Source organism: Enterococcus sp. DIV1420a (assembly GCF_051712165.1).
GTDB lineage: Bacteria > Bacillota > Bacilli > Lactobacillales > Enterococcaceae > Enterococcus > Enterococcus faecalis.
Genome location: NZ_JBIOOI010000001.1, coordinates 381,358 through 405,751, shown reverse-complemented (window position 1 = coordinate 405,751; position 24,394 = coordinate 381,358). Strand labels below are relative to the sequence as shown.

19 protein-coding genes are annotated in these 24,394 nt (G+C 38.0%); 15 read left to right on the top strand and 4 right to left on the bottom strand.

Translation table 11 applies throughout. The annotated features are described in order from the left end of the window. Positions 1–14: 14 nt before the first annotated feature. Positions 15–1,670, bottom strand: a complete 1,656-nt coding sequence (locus IGI80_RS02220) for a peptide ABC transporter substrate-binding protein (RefSeq protein ID WP_002355011.1) — start codon at positions 1,668–1,670, stop codon at positions 15–17. 318 nt (positions 1,671–1,988) lie between these two features. Beyond that, positions 1,989–2,330, bottom strand: a complete 342-nt coding sequence (locus IGI80_RS02215) for a PepSY domain-containing protein (protein ID WP_002355012.1) — start codon at positions 2,328–2,330, stop codon at positions 1,989–1,991. Between the two features lie 306 nt (positions 2,331–2,636). On the opposite strand from IGI80_RS02215, the gene pepA reads away from it, so the two are divergent. The 4 genes from pepA (at position 2,637) to ytpR (ending at position 5,473) form a co-directional block, all read left to right on the top strand. Further along, positions 2,637–3,713, top strand: coding sequence for a glutamyl aminopeptidase (gene pepA, locus IGI80_RS02210; protein WP_002355013.1), 1,077 nt, complete (start codon positions 2,637–2,639; stop codon positions 3,711–3,713). A gap of 11 nt (positions 3,714–3,724) precedes the next feature. After that, the gene (locus tag IGI80_RS02205; RefSeq protein WP_002355015.1) at positions 3,725–4,039 is read left to right on the top strand and encodes a thioredoxin family protein; all 315 of its coding nucleotides are present in this window, start codon (positions 3,725–3,727) and stop codon (positions 4,037–4,039) included. A 147-nt stretch (positions 4,040–4,186) separates the two neighbouring features. Further along, positions 4,187–4,642: a universal stress protein gene (locus tag IGI80_RS02200; RefSeq protein ID WP_002385249.1), complete on the top strand. Its 456-nt coding sequence runs from the start codon at positions 4,187–4,189 to the stop codon at positions 4,640–4,642. Between the two features lie 210 nt (positions 4,643–4,852). Continuing rightward, entirely contained in the window at positions 4,853–5,473 is a 621-nt protein-coding gene (gene ytpR / locus IGI80_RS02195; protein ID WP_002355018.1) for a YtpR family tRNA-binding protein, read from the top strand. 46 nt (positions 5,474–5,519) lie between these two features. Here ytpR and IGI80_RS02190 read toward each other — a convergent pair whose 3' ends face one another. Further along, positions 5,520–6,818 (bottom strand): S1C family serine protease, encoded by a 1,299-nt coding sequence (locus tag IGI80_RS02190; RefSeq protein WP_002368406.1) that lies wholly within the window; start codon positions 6,816–6,818, stop codon positions 5,520–5,522. Between the two features lie 400 nt (positions 6,819–7,218). On the opposite strand from IGI80_RS02190, the gene rlmH reads away from it, so the two are divergent. Beyond that, positions 7,219–7,698, top strand: coding sequence for a 23S rRNA (pseudouridine(1915)-N(3))-methyltransferase RlmH (rlmH, locus tag IGI80_RS02185; RefSeq protein ID WP_002355021.1), 480 nt, complete (start codon positions 7,219–7,221; stop codon positions 7,696–7,698). 580 nt (positions 7,699–8,278) lie between these two features. Next, complete coding sequence (locus tag IGI80_RS02180; RefSeq protein WP_438722583.1) at positions 8,279–12,184, top strand: polysaccharide lyase family 8 super-sandwich domain-containing protein; 3,906 nt, start codon at positions 8,279–8,281, stop codon at positions 12,182–12,184. 70 nt (positions 12,185–12,254) lie between these two features. Here the strand turns inward: IGI80_RS02180 and IGI80_RS02175 are convergent, their stop codons facing one another. Next, complete coding sequence (locus IGI80_RS02175; protein ID WP_438722582.1) at positions 12,255–13,658, bottom strand: dicarboxylate/amino acid:cation symporter; 1,404 nt, start codon at positions 13,656–13,658, stop codon at positions 12,255–12,257. A 332-nt stretch (positions 13,659–13,990) separates the two neighbouring features. Between IGI80_RS02175 and gst the strand changes: the two genes are divergently transcribed. From gst to IGI80_RS02130, 9 genes are all read left to right on the top strand, one after another. After that, on the top strand, positions 13,991–14,500 hold the full coding sequence (gst, locus tag IGI80_RS02170; protein ID WP_002361063.1) for a DinB family glutathione transferase: 510 nt from the start codon (positions 13,991–13,993) through the stop codon (positions 14,498–14,500). 137 nt (positions 14,501–14,637) lie between these two features. Beyond that, complete coding sequence (locus IGI80_RS02165) at positions 14,638–15,102, top strand: RNA polymerase sigma factor (RefSeq protein ID WP_438722580.1); 465 nt, start codon at positions 14,638–14,640, stop codon at positions 15,100–15,102. Positions 15,103–15,104: 2 nt separating this feature from the next. Further along, complete coding sequence (locus IGI80_RS02160) at positions 15,105–16,031, top strand: anti-sigma factor (protein WP_002365315.1); 927 nt, start codon at positions 15,105–15,107, stop codon at positions 16,029–16,031. Positions 16,032–16,182: 151 nt separating this feature from the next. Continuing rightward, positions 16,183–17,964 carry a hypothetical protein gene (locus IGI80_RS02155; protein ID WP_002403446.1) on the top strand — a complete coding sequence of 594 codons (1,782 nt, stop codon included), beginning with the start codon at positions 16,183–16,185 and terminating at the stop codon, positions 17,962–17,964. 111 nt (positions 17,965–18,075) lie between these two features. Continuing rightward, entirely contained in the window at positions 18,076–18,816 is a 741-nt protein-coding gene (gene truA, locus IGI80_RS02150; protein ID WP_002359105.1) for a tRNA pseudouridine(38-40) synthase TruA, read from the top strand. A 23-nt stretch (positions 18,817–18,839) separates the two neighbouring features. Beyond that, positions 18,840–19,799, top strand: a complete 960-nt coding sequence (locus IGI80_RS02145) for a restriction endonuclease (RefSeq protein ID WP_002368392.1) — start codon at positions 18,840–18,842, stop codon at positions 19,797–19,799. 116 nt (positions 19,800–19,915) lie between these two features. Beyond that, complete coding sequence (locus IGI80_RS02140) at positions 19,916–20,299, top strand: potassium channel family protein (protein ID WP_002355036.1); 384 nt, start codon at positions 19,916–19,918, stop codon at positions 20,297–20,299. Between the two features lie 128 nt (positions 20,300–20,427). After that, complete coding sequence (gene sstT / locus IGI80_RS02135; RefSeq protein WP_002355037.1) at positions 20,428–21,690, top strand: serine/threonine transporter SstT; 1,263 nt, start codon at positions 20,428–20,430, stop codon at positions 21,688–21,690. Between the two features lie 147 nt (positions 21,691–21,837). Then, positions 21,838–24,390 carry a cation-transporting P-type ATPase gene (locus tag IGI80_RS02130; protein ID WP_438722577.1) on the top strand — a complete coding sequence of 851 codons (2,553 nt, stop codon included), beginning with the start codon at positions 21,838–21,840 and terminating at the stop codon, positions 24,388–24,390. Positions 24,391–24,394 lie beyond the last annotated feature (4 nt).

Sequence of the window (24,394 nt, the reverse complement as noted above, 5' to 3'; positions counted from 1 at the left end):
ATTTAATCGAGTGATTATTCTTTATACGCCCACTTGAAGTCGTATTTAGCACCTGTTGGATGATAAATAATTTCTTTCACGTTTGGTGCACGTAAGTGTGATTCTGCTTTTTGGTAAATTGGCACAACACCCATATCAGCAATTACTGTTTTTTCAGCGTTGATTAAATCTTCCCAGCGTTTTTCAGGATCGTTAACATCTGTGGTTTTGGACGCAGCAATGAATTTATCGTATTCAGGATTGCTGTAACGTCCACGGTTATTAGAAGTTGAGCTTTCTAATAAATCTAAGAAGTTAATTGGGTCTGAATAGTCGGCACTCCAACCACGAACAGCGATTTGGAAATCCCCTTTTAAGGTACGATCTAAGCGAACAGCCATAGGGACAGGTGTCACAGTTACTTTTAAGCCTTCCAAAGTATCAGACAGTGATCCTTGAAGATATTCGCCCATTTTTTTAGCGCCTTCAGAGTCGTCTACCATTAAATCAACCGTTAAGTTGGAAACACCAAGTTCTTGTTTCGCTTTGTTCCAGTATTCCACAGCTTTTTTCTTGTCGTATTTGACTAATTTGTCGCTACCAGCTTCTTTAACAAAGTCTTCACCCGTTTTTGGTGATTTCGCGACATCCACAGGGACGAAGCCTTGTGAAGGAAGAGAGCCATTGGCTAAAATGTTTTTAGCTAATGAATCGCGATCGATGGCATAAGACATAGCACGACGTAAGTTTGCGTTGGTCAATGGTGATTTTTCATCTGCTTGATTCATTTCTAAATAGAAAGAAGAAGCGGCTTTTAATTGGACCAAGTCAGGCGAATTTTGCATTTGTTGGGCCAGTTCGCCAGATAAATACGTATCATCCACTTCGCCAGTTTCATAAAGATTTAAGGCAGTTGGGGCTTCTTTCACCACGTTGATAGCGACTTTATCTAACTTGACAGTCTCTTTGTCCCAATATTCTTCATTTTTAGTTAGAGACCATTTAGTATCTGTTCCGGGACCATCAAACTCAGTTAGCGTAAACGGACCATTGTAGACTGCTTTATCGCTACTCTTTGTATAATCTTTACCAAAACGTTCAACGATATCTTGACGTTGCGGCAAGAAAGAAGGGAAAGCCAATAAATCGTCAAAATATGGTGTTGCTGTTTCTAAAGTGATTTCTAATTCATGATCATTGATTGCTTTAATGCCCAATTCTTCTTTAGGTAGTTCCCCTTTAGAAATTTTTTCAGCATTTTTTACTGGTTCAAACATGTAGGCATATTCTGAAGCAGTAGCAGGATCCACTGTTCGTTGCCAACCGTAAACGTAATCTGCAGCAGTAACTGGTTTGCCATCAGACCATTTTGATTCTTCACGTAATTTAACTTTGTAAACTAAACCGTCTTCTGAAACAGTCGCTTTTTCGGCTGCACCAGCAGGCGCGGGTTTGTTGTCTTTATCTAAACGATAGATTCCTTCGTAGACATTATTTAAAGTGGTAAAACTCACTTCATCTGTCGCAAGGGACGGATCGGCACTAGGCATTTCTTGGGATTCAACCATTGTGTATACTTGGTTGTCGCTGCCGCCGTTGCTAGCTCCTTTATCGTCACTGCCACCGCCGCAGGCCGCTAAAGCTAAGCTTGATAATACAAGTAATGAAGTAAATAAAACAGATTTCTTCATTTGACACGCTCCTTTTCATTTTTAGCAATACTCTCAGTATAATGTAAAAATGAAAAGGAGAAATTAAAAAATCGTTAGAAATGATTATTCTTTTATCAATTTTTAAAAAATGTCTAATCTTTTTTATGAAAAAAGTGGACAAACGTTGATAAGTAAAGATTTGAGGTGATTTCCATACAGAAAACATTCGATTTTTGAGTATTTATTCATCATTGATTTGATTTTTTTGACATAAAATAAACATCCCTTTTACAAAAAACAAATGAGAAGAAAAAAAGATTGTTACAAAAGCAAATAAGTGCTTTTGTAACAATCTTTTTAATCTTTTAATCGTTGGATGTCAATGACAGTTCCTGTGTAGGCATCTGCAGTGAATTCGTATTGAACAATGCCGTCGTCTTCAATGCGGCAAATTCCTCCAGTATACGTTTTGGAGTGGATGGCGAATTTCCGCAAGGGCTTTTTCTCAAACTCAATCCACGAACCTTCAATCGGTCCTTCTTTTAAAAAAGCAGCTTTTACATTTTCTAAGACGAGATCAGCGGAGATTGTTTTTTTCTTATGGTAGAACAAGGTTGAGGCAATGCCGCCTACTAAACCAAGACCAACGCCTAGCGCTAAGCCGCCTTTAAAGTATGTCAACTCATTTTCTTCGTTCATTTGTATGACCTCCCTTGGTCGGTTTCTGCTTACTATTACTTTTGTCAGTATCACTCTTATTTTACCATAGAGAAGGGGCCGCTGAGAAATAAAAAAAGTTTTTCAATCATTCTTTTAGGGCATTCTCATTGTCACGTTTAAAAAGAGAAAGCGATGTGCATTTTCTAGTATTTGCGTTATAATAAGAGTGAAATCATATGAAAGGAGTACCTATTTTTATCGACAGGATAAAGTGACTTTTTAGAGAAAAAGTGACGCTTGGTTGGCGTAATTTCCAACAAATCAAAAGCAATAGGACATACATCTATGGAAGAAAAAACATTTCAACGAATCAAGGAATTAACTGAATTACAAGGAACCAGCGGATTTGAAGACGACATTCGCGCGTACATGAAAGAACATATCACCCCGTTAGTGGACGATGTTCAATATGATGGTTTAGGTGGTATTTTTGGGATTAAACGTTCAAAAGTGGAAGCAGCGCCACGCGTAATGGTAGCAGCCCACATGGACGAAGTTGGCTTCATGTTAACTCAAATTAACGATAATGGTTTATTCCAAGTGGTTCCTTTAGGTGGCTGGAATCCCTATGTTGTTTCAGCACAACGTTTTACGTTAAAAACAAGTAAAGGGAACTATCCATGTATTTCTTCATCTATTCCGCCACACTTGTTGCGTGGTACGAGTGGTCAAAAACAATTAGAAGTCTCTGATGTGTTATTTGATGCAGGATTCTCTTCAAAAGAAGAAGCTGAAAGCTTTGGCGTTCGTCCAGGGGATTCCATTGTTCCACAAACAGAAACGATTAAAACAGCTAATGGCAAAAATATTATCAGTAAATCATGGGATAACCGCTATGGTTGTACGTTGGTATTAGATGCATTGGAAACGTTACAAAATGAAGAATTAGGCCACACATTAATTGCTGGAGCAAACGTACAAGAAGAAGTCGGTTTACGTGGTTCTAAACCATCTGTTCATAAATTTAATCCAGATATCTTCTTTGCGGTGGATTGTTCAGCGGCAGATGATATTCACACGAAAAAAGGGACATATGGTCATTTAGGTGAAGGAACGTTATTACGGATTTTCGACCCAGGTTTAATCACATTGCCTCGCTTGCGTGAATATTTATTGGATACAGCAGCGACACACAATATTCCGTATCAATATTTTGTTTCTAAAGGCGGAACGGATGCTGGGGCAGCGCACACAACTAATAATGGTGTACCAAGTACAGTCATCGGCGTTTGTGGTCGTTACATCCATACGCATCAAACAATGTTTAGTATTGCGGATTATGAAGCAGCGCGGGAAATGTTGTTACAAGCATTACGTGGCTTGGATAAATCAACAGTTAATACAATTGTTTACGGAAAGTAGAGGATGTTTAAATGATTTATCCCAATTCATTAGAAGAACTAGCAACTTATGTTGAAAAAGGTAAAAATGTTTTCTTCTTTACTGCTGATTGGTGCGGAGACTGTCGTTTCATTAAACCAGTCATGCCTGAAATTGAAGAAGCATTTCCAGCGTTTCAATTTATCGAAGTCGACCGTGATCAGTTTATTGACGTGGCTGCCGAGTGGAATATTTTTGGTATTCCGAGTTTTGTCGTAATTGAAAACGGTCAAGAGTTAGGACGCTTAGTAAATAAAGATCGAAAAACAAAAGAAGAAATCAGTGCATTTTTAACTAGCTTAGGCTAATTTTCATGAACCAGAGGAACCATTAAATTAAGAGAGAATCAGCTGGACAAAAGGGCGTTCTGCGCAAGGGTCCTAAATTCATTTTTGACTCTAGATTCTTAGTCAAAGAAGCCTTTTAGATCAGCCTCCATCGGGAAGGTGACGAAAATGGAAGAACAAATGTATAAAAATATTCTTGTCGGCGTAGACGGTAGTGATCAAGCTAATTTAGCTTATGAACGTGCAATTGAGGTTGCTCGTCGAAACGGAAGCCGAGTCATTGTTGCAAATATTTTAGAAAATCAAGTGTATACAATGATGGGGTATTCGACGTTAAATGATCAATTAATTGATCAAGAAACAGCCGCTGCGGAAGAATTAATGGCCGATTGTAAAAAGTATGCTGAAAGCGTTGATTTTCATAATGTTGAAACAGTTACCATGTTTGGTTCACCCAAAGAAGTCATGAGTCATGAATTACCTGAAAAATACAATGTTGATTTAATTATGGTGGGACAATCAGGATTAAACGCAGTCGAACGTGTGGTCATGGGAAGCGTCAGTAGCTACATTATTCGTCAAGCTCCTTGCGATGTCTTAATTGTTCACTCTGAAGAAAAATAAGCAAAAAAAGTTATTGATTGAATAGAGAGTTGACCCTACGTTTCTTTTGTTTTTTCAAAGGATCAGCGGCTTGTCACTCAAAATTGAGGACTTGGAGAATAAGTCGTAGCGACATATTTTCCAAGTCTTTTAGTTTTTCGACAAAAAAGTATGCACAAGGGGTCAATTTTTGATAAGATAAGACAGGAAAACGACAGAGGAGGAACAGAAATGATTTTTGCATATAACAAAGAACACGTTGGCGATGTCTTACTTGTTATCGTTGCGGACGATCAAGGTGCGGAAAACCAAGTAAAACGTGTCGGCGATGTGGCACGTGTAAGTTTAGTTGAGGCGCCAGAAACAGTGGTAGCTTGGAATATTTTCAATGCTTCAGCGCTTCTAGGTGACATTAATGGCACCGGCCAAGTGACTTTAACAGACGAACAAATCGAAAAAGTCAATACAGCGATTAAAGATGCGGGATTTTCAGAAATCCTTGAAAAAGACGACACCCCTAAAATTGTGGTCGGCTTTGTCAAATCATGTAAAAAACACCCAGATTCAGATCATTTATCTATCACACAAACAGAAGTAGACAACGGCGAAATCTTACAAATTGTTTGTGGCGCACCGAACATCAAAGCAGGACAAAAAGTAGTTGTGGCCAAACCAGGCGCAATGATGCCTGATGGTTTAATGATTTGGCCAGGGGTTTTACGTGGTGAAGAAAGTTTTGGAATGATTTGTTCAGCAAAAGAATTACGTTTACCAAATGCACCTGCTAAAAAAGGAATCTTAGAATTGCCTTTTGATGCAGAAGTTGGTTCTGCATTTGCGGTAGGAGAATAAAAGAAAGAAACGACCTGTTGTTTGAACAACAGGTCGTTTCTTTCTTTTATTGATTGCTGCGATTATTTTGTTGTGTTAAAGCTGATTTATCAATGGTTAAATCGATGGTTGCTTTCATTTCTTTAGAACCACGATAATAAGTCACTTCCATTTTGTCGCCAACTTTTTTCTTGTAAAGCGCGCTTTGTAAATCTGTAGTAGAGCTTACGTCTTGGCCGTCAACTTTCGTGATAACATCGTATTTTTCCAATCCAGCCTTTTCAGCAGGGGTCGCTGCTTCAACACCACGAACCACTACGCCAGTTTTTACAGAAGCTGGAATTTTTAAAATTTGTTCTTGTTGTTGTGAAGAGATACCTGTTAAATCAGACATCGTAATCCCGAGAGCTGGCCGCGTCACTTTACCATCTTTTTCTAATTGGTTGATAATGTTGACTACGTCATTACTTGGAATGGCAAAGCCCATCCCTTCAACGCTCACTTGACTAGTTGATTGCACAATTTTTACTGAGTTAATTCCAATGACTTGTCCTTCAATATTGATTAGTGGACCACCAGAGTTTCCTGGATTGATGGCAGCATCGGTTTGAATGGCATTAATATTGATGGTTTCACCAGACTCGTTTTTATTGGTAATATTTCTATTCACAGAAGAGATGATTCCTTGTGTGACAGAGTTAGCATAATCAGAGCCTAGAGGGGAACCAATTGCAATAGCAGGCTCACCGACTGTGATTTTACTAGAATTTCCAAACTCAGCGACTTGATCAACTTTGTCGGAAGAAATTTTAATCACGGCTAAATCCGTGTAAGCATCGGTTCCGACTAATTCGCCTTTCACTTTGGTACCATCAGATAAAACAACTTCCAATCCTTGCGCTTTATCTACGACGTGGTTATTTGTCACGACATAAGCCGTTTTACCATCTTTCTTATAAATAACCCCACTACCTTCACTGGCTGCTTCTAAATCGTTACCATTGTTGCCGGAAGAGTCTTGAGTACCTTCATTCCCACCGAACAATCCCCCAAAAGGATCATCTGCCGAAGAATTGTTGCTAGCACTTTGCATATTAATGACAGAAACCACAGAATTTTGAACTTTTTTCACGGCTTTTGTGACATCGCTAGACACATTGTAACTTACATTGCTGACTTTTGTGTCGCCGTGATTAGTGGATGTCGTCGTCGCCGCATTATTTCCGCCGTTGGGTGTGGGAATAATCCCAGAATAAGCGCCTCCTAGAATAAGGGCGCCACCAAGTAAGCCGCCAGCTAAACCAATCCCAAATTTTTGCAATAAACTTTTTTTATCTGAATTAGGTGTAACATCTTTTCGTTGCATAAAATAACCTCCCAATAAGTGCATCTGAATTTTCTATATTAAGTATATCTGTTTCCTACTCCTTTAGTCTATCGAATAGCTTTGAATTTTTTATGAACAACTTAGGGAAAAATTACAGAAAAAATACGAATGAAAAAGTTATACACAGAAAAATGTGAACAAATCGGGAATAACTCTGTGTATAGTTTTTAAGAAAGTTATCCACAGAATGTGGATAATGTGGACAAATCAGTGGCGAATATGTGTTTGTATTGAAAAAGCTGTTAAATAAAGTAATTTTTTAGTTTGTTCTGTGGATAACTCTGTGTATATGTGTATAAGTATGTGGAAACGTTGTGGAAAGTAGCCAAACTTCGTGCTAAAATAAGAAAGAAGAGAAAACGAGAAAGTAGTGGAATAGGTGAAAATTAAACTAGTAACAGTCGGAAAACTGAAAGAAAAATACCTGATTCAAGGCATTAATGAATATCTGAAACGTTTAAATAGCTATGCCAAGATGGAAATCATTGAAGTACCAGATGAAAAAGCCCCGGAAAAACTCAGTGACGCTGAAATGCTTCAAGTCAAAGAAAAAGAAGGCCAACGTATTTTGGGGAAAATTAATGACAACGAATACGTCTTTGTTTTAGCCATTAATGGCAAACAATTATCTAGTGAAGAATTTTCAAAAGAAATTGAACAATTAGGGATTAGTGGCAAAAGTAATCTAACCTTTGTCATTGGTGGCTCCTTAGGTCTCAGTGATTCAGTCCTTCAGCGAAGTAACCAACAAATTTCTTTTGGCCGCTTAACTTATCCACATCAGTTAATGCGTTTGGTATTAGTTGAACAAATTTATCGCGGTTTTCGGATTATGAAGGGGGAACCGTATCATAAATAGGAAATAGGCTGGTTGCTCAGTAAGTTCTATGAATCAAGTCATTGCTTGAAAAATATATGAAGTAAAATATCTTTAGTCTGTTTGTTTGATAGAAAATAAAAAAATTCAATCAAACTGGATTGAGAGAAACGTTACCGTTCAAACAATAAATAAAAATGAGAGGAATGGCAAAAAACAATGGTCATTCCTCTCGTTTTTTTTAAAATTGTCCGATTGTTGTGCCTCAGAAACAGGTTCAGCACTCATAATTATTATTTTAAAATGAGAAAAAATTAAGGGATTATCATAAAAATCAATATTTTTAACGTGAAAAGTTGAATAAGCTCTTTAATGAAGAAAACGCTATTGACAGTAACCAAAAATTACCTTAAAGTGAAAGCGTAAACATGTATAATATTTCATGTGACTAGGGAAAACTAGGCATGAAAAGTCTGTCTGAAGTAATTACTTTAGGTTGTCTTTTCATGCCTAATTTTTATATAGAATACTTAGTAGAGGAGGAAGTTGATTAAATTATCAGAAAAAAGTGTTTGGAAAAGTCGGATTGGTTGCTTAAAAATAGAAAGATATGGGGAAAAATATGATTAAAAAAATAATAGTCGTTGTTGCTTTCATGCTTACAGGCTTCTCGCTAACTGCGATGAGTGCCTCTGCAGAAGAAATAACTGATTTATTTTTACAAAAAGAAGTGACATATTCTGGTGTGGAAGGAGGAAAAATTGGAGAGAATTGGAAATACCCTCAATTTGTTGGCGAAAAAGCTGTCGATGGCGATGAAACAACACGCTGGTCCGCTGATAAGCAAGATGAACAATGGTTAATTGTTGATTTGGGTGAAGTAAAAAACATTGGCGAACTCGTTTTACAGTTGCATGCAGAAAGTCCTGTGTATGAAATCTTAGTTTCAACAGATGGTGAAAGCTATCAATCTATCTTTAAAGAAGAGAATGGGCAAGGTGGCCAACCTACTAAAAAATATATTGATGGCAATAATGTACAAGCACGTTTTGTAAAATATCAGCAGATGAAAATGTGGCAACACACAAATAAGCAATTTTACAGTTCAAGTATTATTTCGTTTGAAGCATATGAAAAAAAACGACTGCCAGAAGCGATTAAACTTTTAACAGAGAACCTGACTATTAGTGAAAAAAGAAAGCAACAGCTAGCCTTTGAAGTGTCACCAGATGGAGTAGATATCACAGAGGATCAAATTGAGTGGTCGAGTAGTGATCCTACCATTGTGACGGTTGACCAAACGGGTAATTTAACAGCAGTTAAGAGTGGTGAAGCGAAGGTAACAGTCAAAATTAAAGGAACAGAAATTAGTGATACAATTCCTGTGACTGTTGTAGCAGAAAATAAACAATATGCGGAAATGCGAGCAAAATGGAAAATGCGATTGTTAGGTACAACGCAGTATGATAACGATGCAGATGTGCAACAGTATCGTGCCCAGATTGCTACGGAGAGTTTAGCATTATGGCAAACGCTTAATCAAGCAGCAGATCGTGGGTATCTGTGGGAACGAAAACCATCGGATACAGTGTCTGCTGATTACACGACTCAATTTACCAATATTAAAAAATTAGCGTTAGGCTACTATGAACCATCAAGTGAGCTTTTTGAAAAACCAGAAGTTTATGATGCGATTGTTAAAGACATTGAATTTATGATTGATACAAAAAAATACAATGGAACGTATTACACAGGTAACTGGTGGGATTGGCAAATTGGTTCCGCGCAGCCGCTAACAGATACATTGATTTTATTACATGATGACCTATTGAATACAGATGCAGAAAAATTAAATAAATTTACTGCTCCGCTGATGCTGTATGCAAAAGATCCAAACATACAATGGCCAATTTATCGTGCAACAGGAGCTAACTTAACAGATATTTCAATCACCGTTTTAGGTACTGGACTTTTGTTAGAAGATAATCAACGCCTAGTACAAGTACAAGAAGCTGTTCCGTCCGTTTTAAAAAGTGTTTCCTCTGGTGATGGCTTATATCCTGATGGTTCCTTGATTCAACATGGTTATTTTCCGTACAACGGCAGTTACGGGAATGAGTTGCTAAAGGGGTTTGGACGAATTCAGACTATTTTACAAGGTTCCGACTGGGAGATGAATGACCCTAACATTAGTAATTTATTTAATGTTGTTGATAAAGGTTACTTACAATTGATGGTAAATGGAAAAATGCCATCGATGGTTTCTGGTAGAAGTATTTCCAGAGCGCCAGAAACGAATCCTTTTACTACAGAGTTTGAATCGGGTAAAGAAACAATAGCTAATTTAACCTTAATTGCAAAATTTGCACCAGAAAATTTAAGAAATGACATTTATACATCTATCCAAACATGGCTTCAACAAAGTGGGTCATACTATCATTTCTTTAAAAAACCAAGAGATTTTGAAGCGTTAATTGACTTGAAAAATGTGGTGAATAGTGCGTCACCTGCCCAAGCGACACCACTGCAATCTTTAAATGTATATGGTTCGATGGATCGAGTCCTACAGAAAAATAACGAATATGCGGTGGGTATCAGTATGTATTCACAACGTGTCGGAAACTATGAATTTGGGAATACGGAAAATAAAAAAGGCTGGCATACAGCAGACGGCATGCTTTATTTATACAATCAAGACTTTGCTCAGTTTGATGAAGGATACTGGGCAACGATCGATCCATATCGATTACCAGGAACGACAGTTGACACAAGAGAATTGGCAAATGGTGCTTATACAGGGAAACGCAGTCCCCAGTCATGGGTAGGTGGCTCAAATAATGGACAGGTTGCCTCTATAGGAATGTTTTTAGATAAAAGTAATGAAGGAATGAACTTAGTTGCTAAAAAATCTTGGTTCTTATTAGATGGTCAAATCATTAATTTGGGAAGTGGCATTACTGGTACGACAGATGCTTCGATTGAAACAATCCTCGATAATCGGATGATTCATCCACAGGAAGTGAAGCTTAACCAAGGTTCAGACAAAGATAATTCTTGGATTAGTTTAAGCGCAGCGAATCCATTGAATAACATTGGCTATGTTTTTCCTAATTCAATGAATACGCTTGATGTTCAAATAGAAGAACGCTCTGGTCGCTACGGAGATATTAACGAATACTTTGTTAATGATAAAACCTATACAAATACATTTGCTAAAATTAGTAAAAATTATGGCAAGACTGTTGAAAATGGTACTTACGAATATTTAACAGTGGTTGGGAAAACGAATGAAGAAATCGCAGCTCTTTCTAAAAACAAAGGCTATACTGTTCTAGAAAATACAGCAAACTTACAAGCCATTGAAGCAGGTAATTATGTCATGATGAATACATGGAATAATGACCAAGAAATTGCAGGACTGTATGCGTATGATCCAATGTCGGTTATTTCAGAAAAAATTGATAACGGTGTTTATCGCTTAACTCTTGCGAATCCTTTACAAAATAATGCATCCGTTTCTATTGAATTTGATAAGGGCATTCTTGAAGTAGTCGCAGCGGACCCAGAAATTTCTGTTGACCAAAATATTATCACTTTAAATAGTGCGGGGTTAAATGGCAGCTCGCGTTCAATCACAGTTAAAACAACTCCTGAAGTAACGAAAGAAGCGTTAGAAAAATTAATTCAGGAACAAAAAGAACACCAAGAAAAAGATTACACCGCAAGCAGCTGGAAAGTCTACAGCGAAGCATTGAAACAAGCACAAACTGTGGTAGATCAAGCAACAGCAACGCAAGCAGAAGTAGACCAAGCAGAAGCAAAACTACGCTCGGCAGTGAAGCAATTGGTAAAAGTACCAACCAAAGAAGTAGATAAAACCAACTTGTTGAAAATCATCAAAGAAAACGAGAAACACCAAGAAAAAGATTACACCGCAAGCAGCTGGAAAGTCTACAGCGAAGCATTGAAACAAGCACAAACTGTGGTAGATCAAACAACAGCGATACAAGCAGAAGTAGACCAAGCAGAAGCAGAGCTACGTTCGGCAGTGAAGCAATTAGAAAAAGTACCAACTAAAGAAGTAGATAAAACCAACTTGTTGAAAATCATCAAAGAAAACGAGAAAAACCAAGAAAAAGACTACACCGCAAGCAGCTGGAAAGTCTACAGTGAAGCGTTGAAACAAGCACAAACTGTGGTAGATCAAACAACAGCGACACAAGCAGAAGTAGACCAAGCAGAAGCAAAACTACGTTCGGCAGTGAAGCAATTAACATTGAAAAATAGTGGGGAAAATAAAAAGGAGCAAAAAAATGGGGGGAATAATGGACACTTAAATACTAGTACAGGAGTTGATCAAACTGGTACGAAACAAGTTAAGCCATCAAGCCAAGGTGGTTTCAGAAAAGCTAGCCAATTTTTACCGAGCACAGGAGAAAAGAAATCGATCGCGCTTGTGATTATTGGTCTTCTAGTTATCGCCAGTGGGTGTCTTTTAGTTTTTCGTAAAAGTAAATCGAAGAAGTAAAAAATTACGGATTCACTAAAAACATAATAAAAAAGCAGACTTCCATACAAGAAGTCTGCTTTTTCATTAATCACTCCGCTTCCGCATTTTGCAAGTCAGCGACATCAGTCAGATAAGTGACTTCATCCAACAAATCTTCCGAATGTGCGACATAAATCGCAGTGGCGCTATCACCAACCACGTTTAGGCTAGTAACGAGCATTTCGATTGGACGATTAATGGCTAAAATCAATGAATACGTCGCAATCGCAATCTCATTGTTATAGTTTAAACCAGTTAAAATAGTGAAAAGGATAATTCCGCCAGCGCCAGGTGCCGCCGGTGTACCAATAGATGACATTAAAGCTAAAATGGCAATCAAGGCAATATTAGCTGGTGTCACTTCATAACCAGCTACGCCCGCCACAAAAATAGCCGCAATTACTTGCATAATCGCTGTGCCGTTCATATTAATAGTCATTCCTAACGGCAAGACAAAGGCGGCAACATCGCTGTCGACACCTAACTCTTCAACCGTTGTTTTTGTATTTAACGGTAAAGTGGCTGCCGAAGAAGAAGTAGAAAATCCAAAGACCACAACTTTCATAATCTTTTTAATAAAAGGAACAGGATTTAATTTTGTCGCAAATAAGATAAATAATGGGTAACCGATCATCAAAAAGGCTAAGAGCGTCGCTGTCGTTGTTACGACGTAGACTAACGCTGGTTTTAAATAATCAATCCCGTAAGAAGCAAACGTCCGAACTAACAACATAAAGACGGCGATAGGAGCAAATTTAGTAATTACAAAGGTTAAAAATAACGTGACCATCGCATTGACTTCTTCAATTAATTTTTTGAAAATACGAATTTTATCTCCTAATGCATTAATACATAAACCAGTAATCACTGCCAACACAACAACGGCTAAAATCGCACCATTGTCGCTAAATGCAGAACCGATATTTTTCGTGACAGCATTGACAATCACCATTAATGGGTTGCCGCTCGTACTTACTTCGATAGGAGCTAGCGTTTCAGATAACGACACATTAAAAGCACCAGTTAAATATACGCTATAGCCCACAATTCCAGCCGTTAATAGCGCAATCAGTGACATCGATAAAAAGCCAAAAATTGTTTTATAAGAAATTCGTCCTAATTTTTGCGTATCGGTAATATGACAAATGGCTAAAGTAATTGAAGTAAAGACCATCGGCACAATCACTAATTGTAGGCCGTTGATAAATAGTTGACCAATAATATAGAAAAGCCCAATCGCAGATTGTCCTTTTTCAAGATCTGAAATATCTTGGAAAAGAATCTGATTGATTGTCTGCCACACAGCGCCTTGATTGCTGCGAATAAGGTGCTCTCTTAAAAATAAAAAGCCGAGCCCAACGATTAACCCTCCCACCAATGAAATCACCATTTTTTTGGTAAATGAGATACCTTTCACTTCACGTTTTTTCTTTTCCACTTTGTTGCCTCCCAAATAAATTGATTAAGCACCGCGCAAAAAAAGCCTTGCACACAAAAAAAGGGCAAGACATCTCGTATCATTCACTATACAAAAATACAGAATTTTACAGAACTTTGCCTTGTTAGCCTCTCGGACTATCTTAAAGGTACTTTTCCACATACTAAGGGAAACTACGAGAATTGTCAATTCTTTTTTACTTAGGGGGGTGTTATTTTTGAAGAAAGAAAGTGATCTTTACCATTTCCGCAGATACCGCAGCCAAAAAAGAACTACAACGGATTCTTTTGCAGTATAATAGAAAATAGAAACGAAAGAACAGGCACCAACACAAAGGAGGTATTTTTATGAAAGTCACTCAACTTTCTAGTGAAACCCTTGACCGAGCGCATGAACGTTTTGAAGAAACACTTGCGCAAATGACCGTTGCCGAAGCAAACACGATGCCCGCTCCATTAATCAAGTCTGTTACTTGGCTGATGTGGCACACAGCCAGAGAATTAGACCTACAAATTTCCGCACTTAATCATAGTGAGCCGTTATGGCTTAGCCAACACTGGACAGAAAAATTTGCCTTGGATTTGCCAGATGAGACAGAAGACTGGCATCACACACCAGAAGAAGCGGCGAAAGTCGTGGTGGCAGAAAAGCAATTGCTTAGTGACTATTTGGCTGCTAGTGTGGCACTTACCAAAAGCTATTTAGACCAAATCAAAGAAGAACAATTGTCAGACGTGATTGATAAAAATTGGACCCCGCCGGTGACTAGACAAGTCCGTTTAGTTTCAGCGATTGATGATGCAGTGATGCATTCTGGGCAAGCCGTTTATACACGAAGATTAGTCATTGGAAAATGATAAATAAGCAAAAACAAAAATGCTTCTGCTTAAGCAGGAGCATTTTTTATTGAGAGAAAAATACATAAAAATAATGAACGAAGAACTGTCCACTTTTTCCCTAGTTGAAACGTTGTATAAGTGAAAGGAGAAATCAGATGAAAAAGGAGGCAAATTTTGACGAAGTACTATTTTCTTTGGGGCAAGAAGTCATCCAAGTCTTGATTCGCCGAGGAGCAAGTCTTGAAGATGCACAAGATGCAGTGTCGCAAACGTATACAACGATTTTTTCAATATTACCTGAAATTACATCAGAAAATCTACGCCCGTGGTTTTTCCGAGTAACATTTAATTACTACATTACGATGTATCGAAAAAAGAAACGAGAACGCACTTTTGTGGCAAACAGCCATCCTGTGCAATCAATAGAAAAAATGGAAGGGCAAGAGTTATTATTATTGATCGATTCCTTAAAAGATGAGGAACAAGAACTAGTACTTTTGAAATATTATTATCAATTATCGTATGCCGAGATTGCGTTGATTTTAGAATTATCTGTTGAAAATGTTCGCAAAAAATTGTATCGCACACGTCAAAAATTAAAAAAAGAACTGGAGGTATAGAAGTGGATTTAAAAAAAAGTATTCGTAAAGCGAAAAGAAAACAATTTATCGTGATTGGTGCCATAACCGTTGTTAGTTTTGCCGTATTGTTTGTCGGTTTTTTTGTGGGAATGGATAAACTTTCGACGAAAAACTATCATACCCTACTAGAAGTAATTAATGATCAAGAAATGATTGCTTCACCAAACACTCAATTAGATTCCCAAGTAATTGCTAATAGTTCGCCTTTTGGGGGCGAAGTTGTAACTAATCGTTCAAAAAATATTGATGGTTACACGGTGGAGTGGAGTAATTTACGTAGCAGATATAGCTTTTTCAGAAATTCGATTGACTGGAATGAAGTCTATCCTGGTAGCTATTATTCTTCTAAGAATTTTTATGAATACAACCGACAAACCAAGCAGAAAGTAGCATCTTTTTATAACCCAGCGATTACCAATTACTATGGTGGTATCAAAAACGAATTAAGTGAATTAGATAAAATGGAAAACCAAGTAGCGGAAGTGGCGATTTCTTTTGATAAACCTTATCCATATGAAGAAGTCCGCAAAATGTTACCGAGCAATGTCAACTTAGTTTGGCTCTATGTTTACTCCGAAACGGTTAATGAAAAAGAGGGTCCTTCTGGTACGCTGCCTTATGGTTTTCAATTAAGCATGGACGATCAAAACGAAATATTTGATCCTGAAAACGACAAGCAACACTTTTTTGAAACCTTAGAAAAATCCCCCATGTTTGCTGACAACCAAGAAGGCCAAAAGTTTATCCAACAAAATAAAAATAAAAAAGTCGAAAAATTACCTATTTGGGGAGTCATGCTCACCGGACAAACCAAAAATTTCAAAGCCTTACAAAATGAACCTTTTGTTCGTGGGGCTTCAATTGGCGTGACCGCACCTATCGTTCCTTATATTCAGCCAGAGAAATAAACGTTCTTCAAAACTCTAAGCCTTCCGACTGATTTTGCTTCAACGATATTGTCAGTAAAAATAGAAAACGTTATAATAGAATGGATCACAGGAAGTGCTTCTACAATGCGTGGGAGCACTTTTTTTACTTATCTATGAGGAGGGCAAGTGAATGTTTTTTAATTTTATTGGGTTAACGTTATTTTTTGGTATCGGGATCTTAGTTGCGAATGGCGCCAAAATTGTAGCGAATAAAGGGAAAAAGAGTAAGGGGACTATTCTATTAATGGCGATTGAATTGCTCTTGTTAGGTATCTTTTTATTTGTGACTTTGCCAAGTAAAAATCTTTCAACCGTGTTATGGATTAATCTGATTGGCGCAGTGATTGCTAGTGGGGTGTTATTAAGTACACGCTTAGCTAGTAAAGTCGAAGTTCCTGGTATCCCAAAGGGCCGCAAAGAAGTAGGGAAGAATACCAACAAAACGGCTAACAAAGACTGGTCTGGCAAAATTTTGGGTGTTGCCGTTTTGGCAATGATTTTGTTGACTATTGTCAGTAGTATTACCAGAATCTCTTCTATTGATGAAATTTATCAAACGATTCCTTTAAAAACGGAAGAAAAAGCTGAAGTTTTAACTTCGGCGAAAGAAACACCCATTGCGATTGCACCACAAACGGCGAAACGAAAAATGTTACAGAAATTTTCTGTCATTCCCAATTCCAATATGTTTACTTTGGATGGTATAACGGCACAAGTTGTCAATGGCGAGTATGTTTATGTAGCAACAGTCGAATTTAATGGCTTCTTTAAATGGCTAAAACTGGGGGAGGTACCTGGCTATTTCATCATTAGTGCGACAGATATCAACGCACAGCCAGAATTTGTAGAAAAACCAATTGTTTATACTCCTTCAGCTTACTTTGGCAAAGATGCCGCACGAAAAATTTATTCCGCTTATCCAGGTTATGCAGCAACTGGCACAATCAATTTAGAGTTGGACGACCAAGGGAATCCTTACTATATTCAAACGCTTTACAAAGAGTATGGGGTTTCTGGTCGCATGCACTATAATGAATTTAAAACGGCAGTATTAAATGCTACAACAGGAGAAGTTAACGTTTATGACAGTCAAAAAGCCCCAAGTTTCGTTGATGCGCCGATTACTAGCTCAGCGGCGAATAGCTTAAATGAATTCTTTGGTCGTTACAGTCAAGGCTGGTGGAACCAGACAATGTTTGGTGCCAAAAAAGATGTCAAAATTCCAACTGAAAATGGTATTTATGCATCAGGACAAATTACGCCGATGATGAACAAGGAAGGGAACCAGTTGCTTTATTTTACGGACTTTACAAGTAGTGAAAAAGACCAAGATTCCGCTTTAGGTTACTCCTTAATCAATGCCCGAACAGGTCAAGTTACGTATTATCGTGATACTAAAGTCGGCATTATGGATAGTGATGGCGCCATTTCTATCGCTTCAAAAATTTATCCAGAAAAGAAATGGAAAGCTAGTATGCCAGTCCTTTATAACATTGATGGCGTGCCAACGTGGATTGTTTCGTTAATGGACAGTAAAGGGATTTTCAAAAAATATGTCTATATAAATGCTGTAGATAATGATATTGTAATTGATGCAGACACGGCACAAGGCGCACTAGACGCTTATCGAATTGAGTTAGTAACCAAAGGAAGTAACAATGAAAATACAGACAAAGCCAACTTGAAAACGATGCAAGGTAAAGTAGCTCGTGTCTCAGTAGTAGCTGGGGAAGCGCAAACGGTAGTTTCATTTTTACTAGAAGATGAAAAAACCATTTTTAGCGTAACGACTAATAACAGTCCGCTGGCGCTATTCTTAAAAGAGGGCGACCAAGTGACATTTAAAGCCGTAGTGACTGAAAATGCTAAAGCAGCAAATGTTGAAGAATTGAAAATTGCAGGATTAAACTAAATAAAACACCTCTTTTCTATAGAAAAGAGGTGTTTTATTCTTGGAAAAGAAGAAAAATCCACCTATTTCTGCTATGATAAGAGAGAAAAAGAATACGAAGGAGCTTCGCCCATGCGCAACATAAAATTAACCATTGAATATGATGGTAAAAGATACTCAGGTTGGCAACGACTAGGTAATTCAGAGAAAACGATTCAAGGGAAAATTGAAAGTATTTTAACACAAATGACAGGTGAACCGATTGAAATTATTGGCTCAGGCAGAACGGATGCCGGCACACATGCACGTGGTCAAGTAGCGAATTTTAAAACGACTAGTTCACTAACAACAACCGAAATGTTATCCTTTTTAAATCGATATTTACCTGGCGATATTGTTGTTAAAGAAGTTACAGAAATGCCTGAACGTTTTCATGCACGGTATAACGCCACAGGCAAACAATACAGCTACTATGTTTGGAATAGCCCAATTCCTAATGCCTTTGAACGGTATCATAGTTTTCACTTTCCCAAAGCGTTGGATCAAGAAAAAATGGAACAAGCTTGCCAAAAATTAATAGGGACCCATGATTTTATTGGCTTTTCAGCATTGAAAAAAAACAAAAAATCGACTACTCGAACGATTGAAAAGATTACGATTGAAAGAAACGGCGAAATGTTACAGTTCACTTTTGTGGGCAATGGGTTCTTGCATAAAATGGTCCGCATCCTCGTTGGGACACTTTTAGAAATTGGTGCAGGCACCAAAGAATTAGCGATAATTGACGAATTATTCGCAACAAAAGTCCGAGAAGGCGCAGGTGAAACGGCTCCTGCACAAGGATTGTTTTTAGATGAAGTGTATTATAAATAAACAACTTTAGAGGTGGGGGAAAAGTGAATAAAGATTGGAAAAAACTAAAAGCGTCTAATGAAGGTATTCCAACATTTGAATCATTAATGCCATATACTTTAGAAGTTTTGAAAGATGGAGATGTACTGAACAGAAAGATCATTTTAAAGCGTATTATTCAGTTCTTAGATATTCCGGATGAAATTGCCTCAATGATGTATCCAAACTACCCTCAAGGAGATGGGATTTTAGCAAATCGTTTCAGCTTTGCTATCAGCGATTTGTATAAAGCTAGAGCTGTTGAACGGATTAAACGAGGTATGTATCAAATAACAGAACTAGGTTTGGATTTATTAAATAATTATGGTGAAAAAATCAATAGAAAACTTTTGGAACAACAACCTGCATATCAAAAATATATGCAAGAATTAGTCGAACGGAATAATCGTGTTGGAACGACTACTATCGAAGCAAGCGCACCAATTGAAAGTGCTAAAATAGACATTGAGGATATGATCAACAATCAAAATAATCAAATTGCGATTGAACTATTAAACAAAGTTCGACAAGTGGAGCCAGTATTTTTTGAAAAGTTAGTTATACATTTATTGGAGACAATGGGATATAGTGGAAAACACGGAACGGCAGTTGTTACATCCAAATCAAATGATGGTGGAATAGATGGCATCATCAATCAGGATCCATTAGGAACTAGTACTGTTTATGTTCAAGCAAAGCGATATCATGAAACTAATACCATTGGTCGCCCTGCTATACAAGGATTTTATGGCGCTTTAGCTGCTGTAAATGCAGATAGAGGAGTTTTTATAACAACTTCTAGTTTTAGTGCTAATGCGCACGAATTTGCCAAAAATCAAGGGATAGTTTTAATAGATGGTATTAAATTAACAGAGCTCATGTTAGAGTTTGGTGTTGGTGTAGAAATAGCCAAGACGTACAAGCTATTTAGAATTGATAATGATTACTTTGAAGATGAGCTTTAGCTTATTATAAATAACAAAAAAATAAATTTTCTTTAACCACACCAATTAAAAAGTTGAACTTCATCTAAAAAGTACTAACGTTAAGAAGAGATTAACAATAGAAAGAGGTCATTTTTTTGCTATCTTTACTTATTTCTGTCAAAAAATTATTTTCATCTTTTTTAGGTATCTTAAAAAAAGAAGACACTCGTGCCTTGTTCTTTTTACTGGCAACCACGTTGTTGAGTGGGACCATTTTTTATTCAACAGTGGAAAAATTGTCGCCATTAGATTCTTTATATTTAAGTTTCATGACGTTAACCACGATTGGTTATGGAGATGTGCATCCAGTTACTGACTTGGGAAAAATTTTCACCATGGTTTATGCTACAGTAGGCTTGGGGATTATGGCTATGTTTATTTCGGTCGTAGCAAAATCCTACTTGTATTCTAAACAAAGTCATCACCACCATCACCATAAAAACAAAGAACATTCAGCGGAAAAGTCTTCAGAAAAATAGACGAAATTGATGAGTTGACCAAGTGTTTCTCGAAAAATGAAAGTTTTTTGAGAAACACTCTTTTTTTTGCATAATAATTATGGTAGTATGTCCCAAACTGTATTTTATTTTAAAGGAGCGTGAAGTGAATGGTCAAAGCGATTCGGAAATTATCGTTAATTCAAAAAATCATGATAGGGATTGTGATTGGAACCACCTTGGGTTTCTTGGTGCCAGAATGGACCTTCATCAGCGTTCTTGGTGAATTGTTTGTGGGCGCCTTAAAAGCAATTGCGCCGATTTTAGTTTTTGTCTTAATTATTGCGTCGCTAGCCCAACAAAAGGCTGGGGCGAAAACATATGTTGGATCAATTTTAGTTGTGTATCTGTTAGCGACATTTTTGGCAGCTGTTGTTGCCGTGACGGCAAGCTATCTGTTTCCCGTTAAGATTGTCTTGGAGGCGGCGCAGGAAGCGCAAGCAGCCCCAACGCAACTTAGTGATGTTTTAAGCAATGTGTTAACAAGCGTTGTCCAAAATCCGATTCAAGCGATGATTGAAGGCAATTATTTATCTGTTTTATTTTGGTCCTCATTAATCGGTATTGGGCTACGTCAAAGTTCGGTCGCTACCAAGGATGTGATTGCCAATCTTTCAACAGGGATTACCACGGTCGTTCAAATGATTATCGGCATTGCACCAATTGGAATTCTAGGTTTGGTGTTTCATTCGGTGGCAACAACAGGCATTGCAGGGTTAGCCAAGTATGGTCAGTTACTATTATTGTTAATTGGTACGATGGCCGTGGTTGCTTTAGTCGTTTATCCAGCGATTGTTTTTTGGAATATTCGGCAAAATCCGTATCCGTTAGTCTTTTTTGTATTAAAGGAAAGTGCGATTCCCGCATTCTTTACACGCAGTTCTGCGGCCAATATTCCCATTAATATGGAATTGGCGAAAGCAATGGATTTAAATGAAGAATCTTATGCGGTCTCTATTCCGCTAGGCGCAACGATTAATATGGGCGGCGCAGCCATTACGATTACCATTATGACATTGGCGGCAGTCCACACATTAGGCATGTCCGTGCCAATCTATTTAGCATTATTGTTGAGTATCATCGCCGCTGTTTCTGCTTGTGGGGCTTCAGGAATTGCTGGTGGTTCCTTGTTGTTAATTCCGCTTGCATGTAGTTTGTTTGGCATTTCCAATGACATTGCCATGCAAGTCGTCGGCGTTGGCTTTATCGTCGGCGTAGTCCAAGATTCCATTGAAACAGCGTTGAACTCTTCTAGTGACTTGTTGTTTACCACCTCAGTTGAGTTAGCAGACCGACGTAAAAATGGTGAAATTATTGATGTCAAAGCGTTAATTGGCAAAAGTCAATTGGTGGTCGAACAAGAAAATATTTAAAAGAAAGGAACAACGCTAAAATGCGGGTTGTTCCTTTCTTTAATAATCTCGGCCCCATTTTTTTCAGGGGCCACTGAAATTATCGACCATTTTGTGAAGAAAATCCTCTCTATAATAAAGGTATCAAGTAAATAGGAGGTACACGAAATGAAATGGTATCAACTTTCCTCAACAAAAGTAATCGAGCAGACTAAGACGAAGCAAACGGGTCTTTCTAGCGAAGAACGTCAGCAACGTTTACAAACGAATGGTCCAAATAAAATTGAAGAAAAACAACAACTGAAAACGTGGCAAAAGCTAGCCAAACATTTTACAGATTTACTAATGGTGGTCTTACTCGCTGCCGCAATTCTAAAATTTGCCACAGGCGAAGTGGTCGAAGGAAGTATCATTTTTCTAGTGGTACTTGTCAATGGCTTTGTCGGTTATTGGCAAGAGCGTAAAGCAGAAGAATCATTAGACGGCCTGAAACAGATGATGGGCCAAGAGGCAGTCGTTCTAATTGATGGACAAAAAACAACCGTTTCTTCTGAAACATTGGTTCTGGGAGATGTAGTCACGTTACAAGCTGGCGATGTAGTCCCAGCAGATTTGCGCTTATTTGATGTTCATAATCTGATGATTGAAGAATCAATTTTGACAGGCGAATCAGAAGCCGTGGAGAAAATTACCGGTTCCTTGAATGAGGAATTGCCAACAGGCGATCAAAAGAATTTGGCTTTTTCAGGAACACTTGTCCAAGCAGGTTCGGCCTTAGGTGTTGTAGTAGAAACAGGAGATTCCACTGAAGTTGGAAAAATTAATCACGCGTTGCAGTCAGTAGATCAAAAAACAACGCCGCTCGTACGGAAAATGCACCAATTAAACAAGCAAATTTTCCAAGGGATTATGCTCTTGATCTTGTTCCTGATTTTCTTTACCACTTTTCGTCATGGCATGGAATGGAGCCTCTTATTTTCTGCGATGATTGCATTAATTGTAGCAATGATTCCAGAAGGCTTACCTGCTGTGTTAACGATGATTTTATCGATGGGTGTTCATGAGATGGCTAGAGAAAATGCGATTATTAAAGGCATGCCTTCCGTTGAAACATTAGGCTCAATGACAGTTATCTGTTCAGACAAAACAGGAACGCTAACTAAAAATGAAATGACGGTAATGGATGTAGTGACTGAAGAAATGACCATTGTCAAAGAGATTATGGCCAACTGTCAAGAATTGAAATTACAAGACCAACAAAAAATCGCCGACTTGCAGGGGAATCCTACCGAGTTAGCTTTACTACAATATGTCGATCAGGATCAACTGTCTTTACGCCCTGTAGAAAAGAAAATTCCGTTTAGTTCAAGTTATAAATACATGGCCACTCGCCATCCGCAAGCAGAAGGTTCAATTATTTATGTCAAAGGTGCGCCAGAAGTATTGTTACAACTTTCTACGTTATCTGATAATCAAAAAGGTGCTTGGCAAGCACAAGCTGCGCAATTAGCGCAAAAAGGACAACGGGTATTAGGTTTCGCTTATAAGACAGTTACGTCACAACAGGAACTGACACATGAAACATTGTCAGGATTGACGTTTGCTGGACTGGCAGGCATCATCGATCCGCCAAAAGAAAGTGCCATTCAAGCCGTCAAAGAATCTCAAGAAGCAGGTATTTCCGTCAAAATGATTACCGGAGACCATAAAGATACAGCGCAAGCCATTGGCGAGCAGGTTGGTTTAAAGCATACGAAAAAAGTCCTTGAAGGATTAGAAATTGATGCTATGTCAGATGAAGAATTAGCTCAGCACGTTCAAAAAGTCGATGTATTTGCACGAACGACGCCAGAACATAAATTACGAATTGTCACGGCTTTACAAAACAATGGTGAAATTGTCGGAATGACCGGCGATGGTGTAAACGATGCGCCAGCACTAAAGAAAGCTGATGTCGGAATTGCCATGGGAATTAAAGGAAGTGAAGTAACCAAACAAGCCGCAGATATGGTTTTGGCAGATGATAATTTCCATACGATTGCTAAAGCCGTGAAAGAAGGACGCCGCATTTTTGATAACTTGAAAAAGACGATTACTTTCTTCTTGCCAACTTCTTTAGCACAAGGTTTAATTGTTGTCTGGGCGCTTTTAATGAATCATCCTCTACCGTTGACACCTGTCCAGATATTATGGGTAAACATGGTAACTACGATTACTTTGTCTTATGCATTAGGTTTTGAAAAAGCGAGTGCTGATACCATGAAACGACCACCAAGAGATGTCAACGAAGGCATTTTAACAAAGTACAGTATTTTTAGAATCGTCTATGTGTCGGTACTCATTATGGTGCCAGGTTACCTCATGGCGTTACAATTTGAGGGCCAAGCCTTACAGCAAACGTTCCTCTTACAAAGTATCGTCTTAGCACAAGCAGCGTATATGATCAACTGTCGTAAGTTGGTTGATCCGTCGTTAAGCACAGGCTTTTTCCAAAATAAAGTGTTGTTTGCTTCATTAGGAATCCTCTTTTTACTACAAGCGCTAGTAGTTTACTGGCCAGTAGCGCAGCAATTAATTGGCACAACTTCTTTAAATGGCCTTCAATTAGCAATGATTTTCGTCCATGTTGTGAGTCTGTTTTTCCTTGTTGAAGGGGAAAAATATATAACCAAACGATTCATGACGAAAGAAAGCCAAAAAACTAGCGAATGTCCTCGCTAGTTCC

What these genes read in the sequence shown, in the direction of transcription:
- IGI80_RS02220 (WP_002355011.1), bottom strand. Translation starts at nt 1,670, where the DNA reads ATGAAGAAATCTGTTTTATTTACTTCATTACTTGTATTATCAAGCTTA.
- IGI80_RS02215 (WP_002355012.1), bottom strand. Translation starts at nt 2,330, where the DNA reads ATGAACGAAGAAAATGAGTTGACATACTTTAAAGGCGGCTTAGCGCTA.
- pepA (WP_002355013.1), top strand. Translation starts at nt 2,637, where the DNA reads ATGGAAGAAAAAACATTTCAACGAATCAAGGAATTAACTGAATTACAA.
- IGI80_RS02205 (WP_002355015.1), top strand. Translation starts at nt 3,725, where the DNA reads ATGATTTATCCCAATTCATTAGAAGAACTAGCAACTTATGTTGAAAAA.
- IGI80_RS02200 (WP_002385249.1), top strand. Translation starts at nt 4,187, where the DNA reads ATGGAAGAACAAATGTATAAAAATATTCTTGTCGGCGTAGACGGTAGT.
- ytpR (WP_002355018.1), top strand. Translation starts at nt 4,853, where the DNA reads ATGATTTTTGCATATAACAAAGAACACGTTGGCGATGTCTTACTTGTT.
- IGI80_RS02190 (WP_002368406.1), bottom strand. Translation starts at nt 6,818, where the DNA reads ATGCAACGAAAAGATGTTACACCTAATTCAGATAAAAAAAGTTTATTG.
- IGI80_RS02180 (WP_438722583.1), top strand. Translation starts at nt 8,279, where the DNA reads ATGATTAAAAAAATAATAGTCGTTGTTGCTTTCATGCTTACAGGCTTC.
- gst (WP_002361063.1), top strand. Translation starts at nt 13,991, where the DNA reads ATGAAAGTCACTCAACTTTCTAGTGAAACCCTTGACCGAGCGCATGAA.
- IGI80_RS02165 (WP_438722580.1), top strand. Translation starts at nt 14,638, where the DNA reads ATGAAAAAGGAGGCAAATTTTGACGAAGTACTATTTTCTTTGGGGCAA.
- IGI80_RS02155 (WP_002403446.1), top strand. Translation starts at nt 16,183, where the DNA reads ATGTTTTTTAATTTTATTGGGTTAACGTTATTTTTTGGTATCGGGATC.
- truA (WP_002359105.1), top strand. Translation starts at nt 18,076, where the DNA reads ATGCGCAACATAAAATTAACCATTGAATATGATGGTAAAAGATACTCA.
- sstT (WP_002355037.1), top strand. Translation starts at nt 20,428, where the DNA reads ATGGTCAAAGCGATTCGGAAATTATCGTTAATTCAAAAAATCATGATA.
- IGI80_RS02130 (WP_438722577.1), top strand. Translation starts at nt 21,838, where the DNA reads ATGAAATGGTATCAACTTTCCTCAACAAAAGTAATCGAGCAGACTAAG.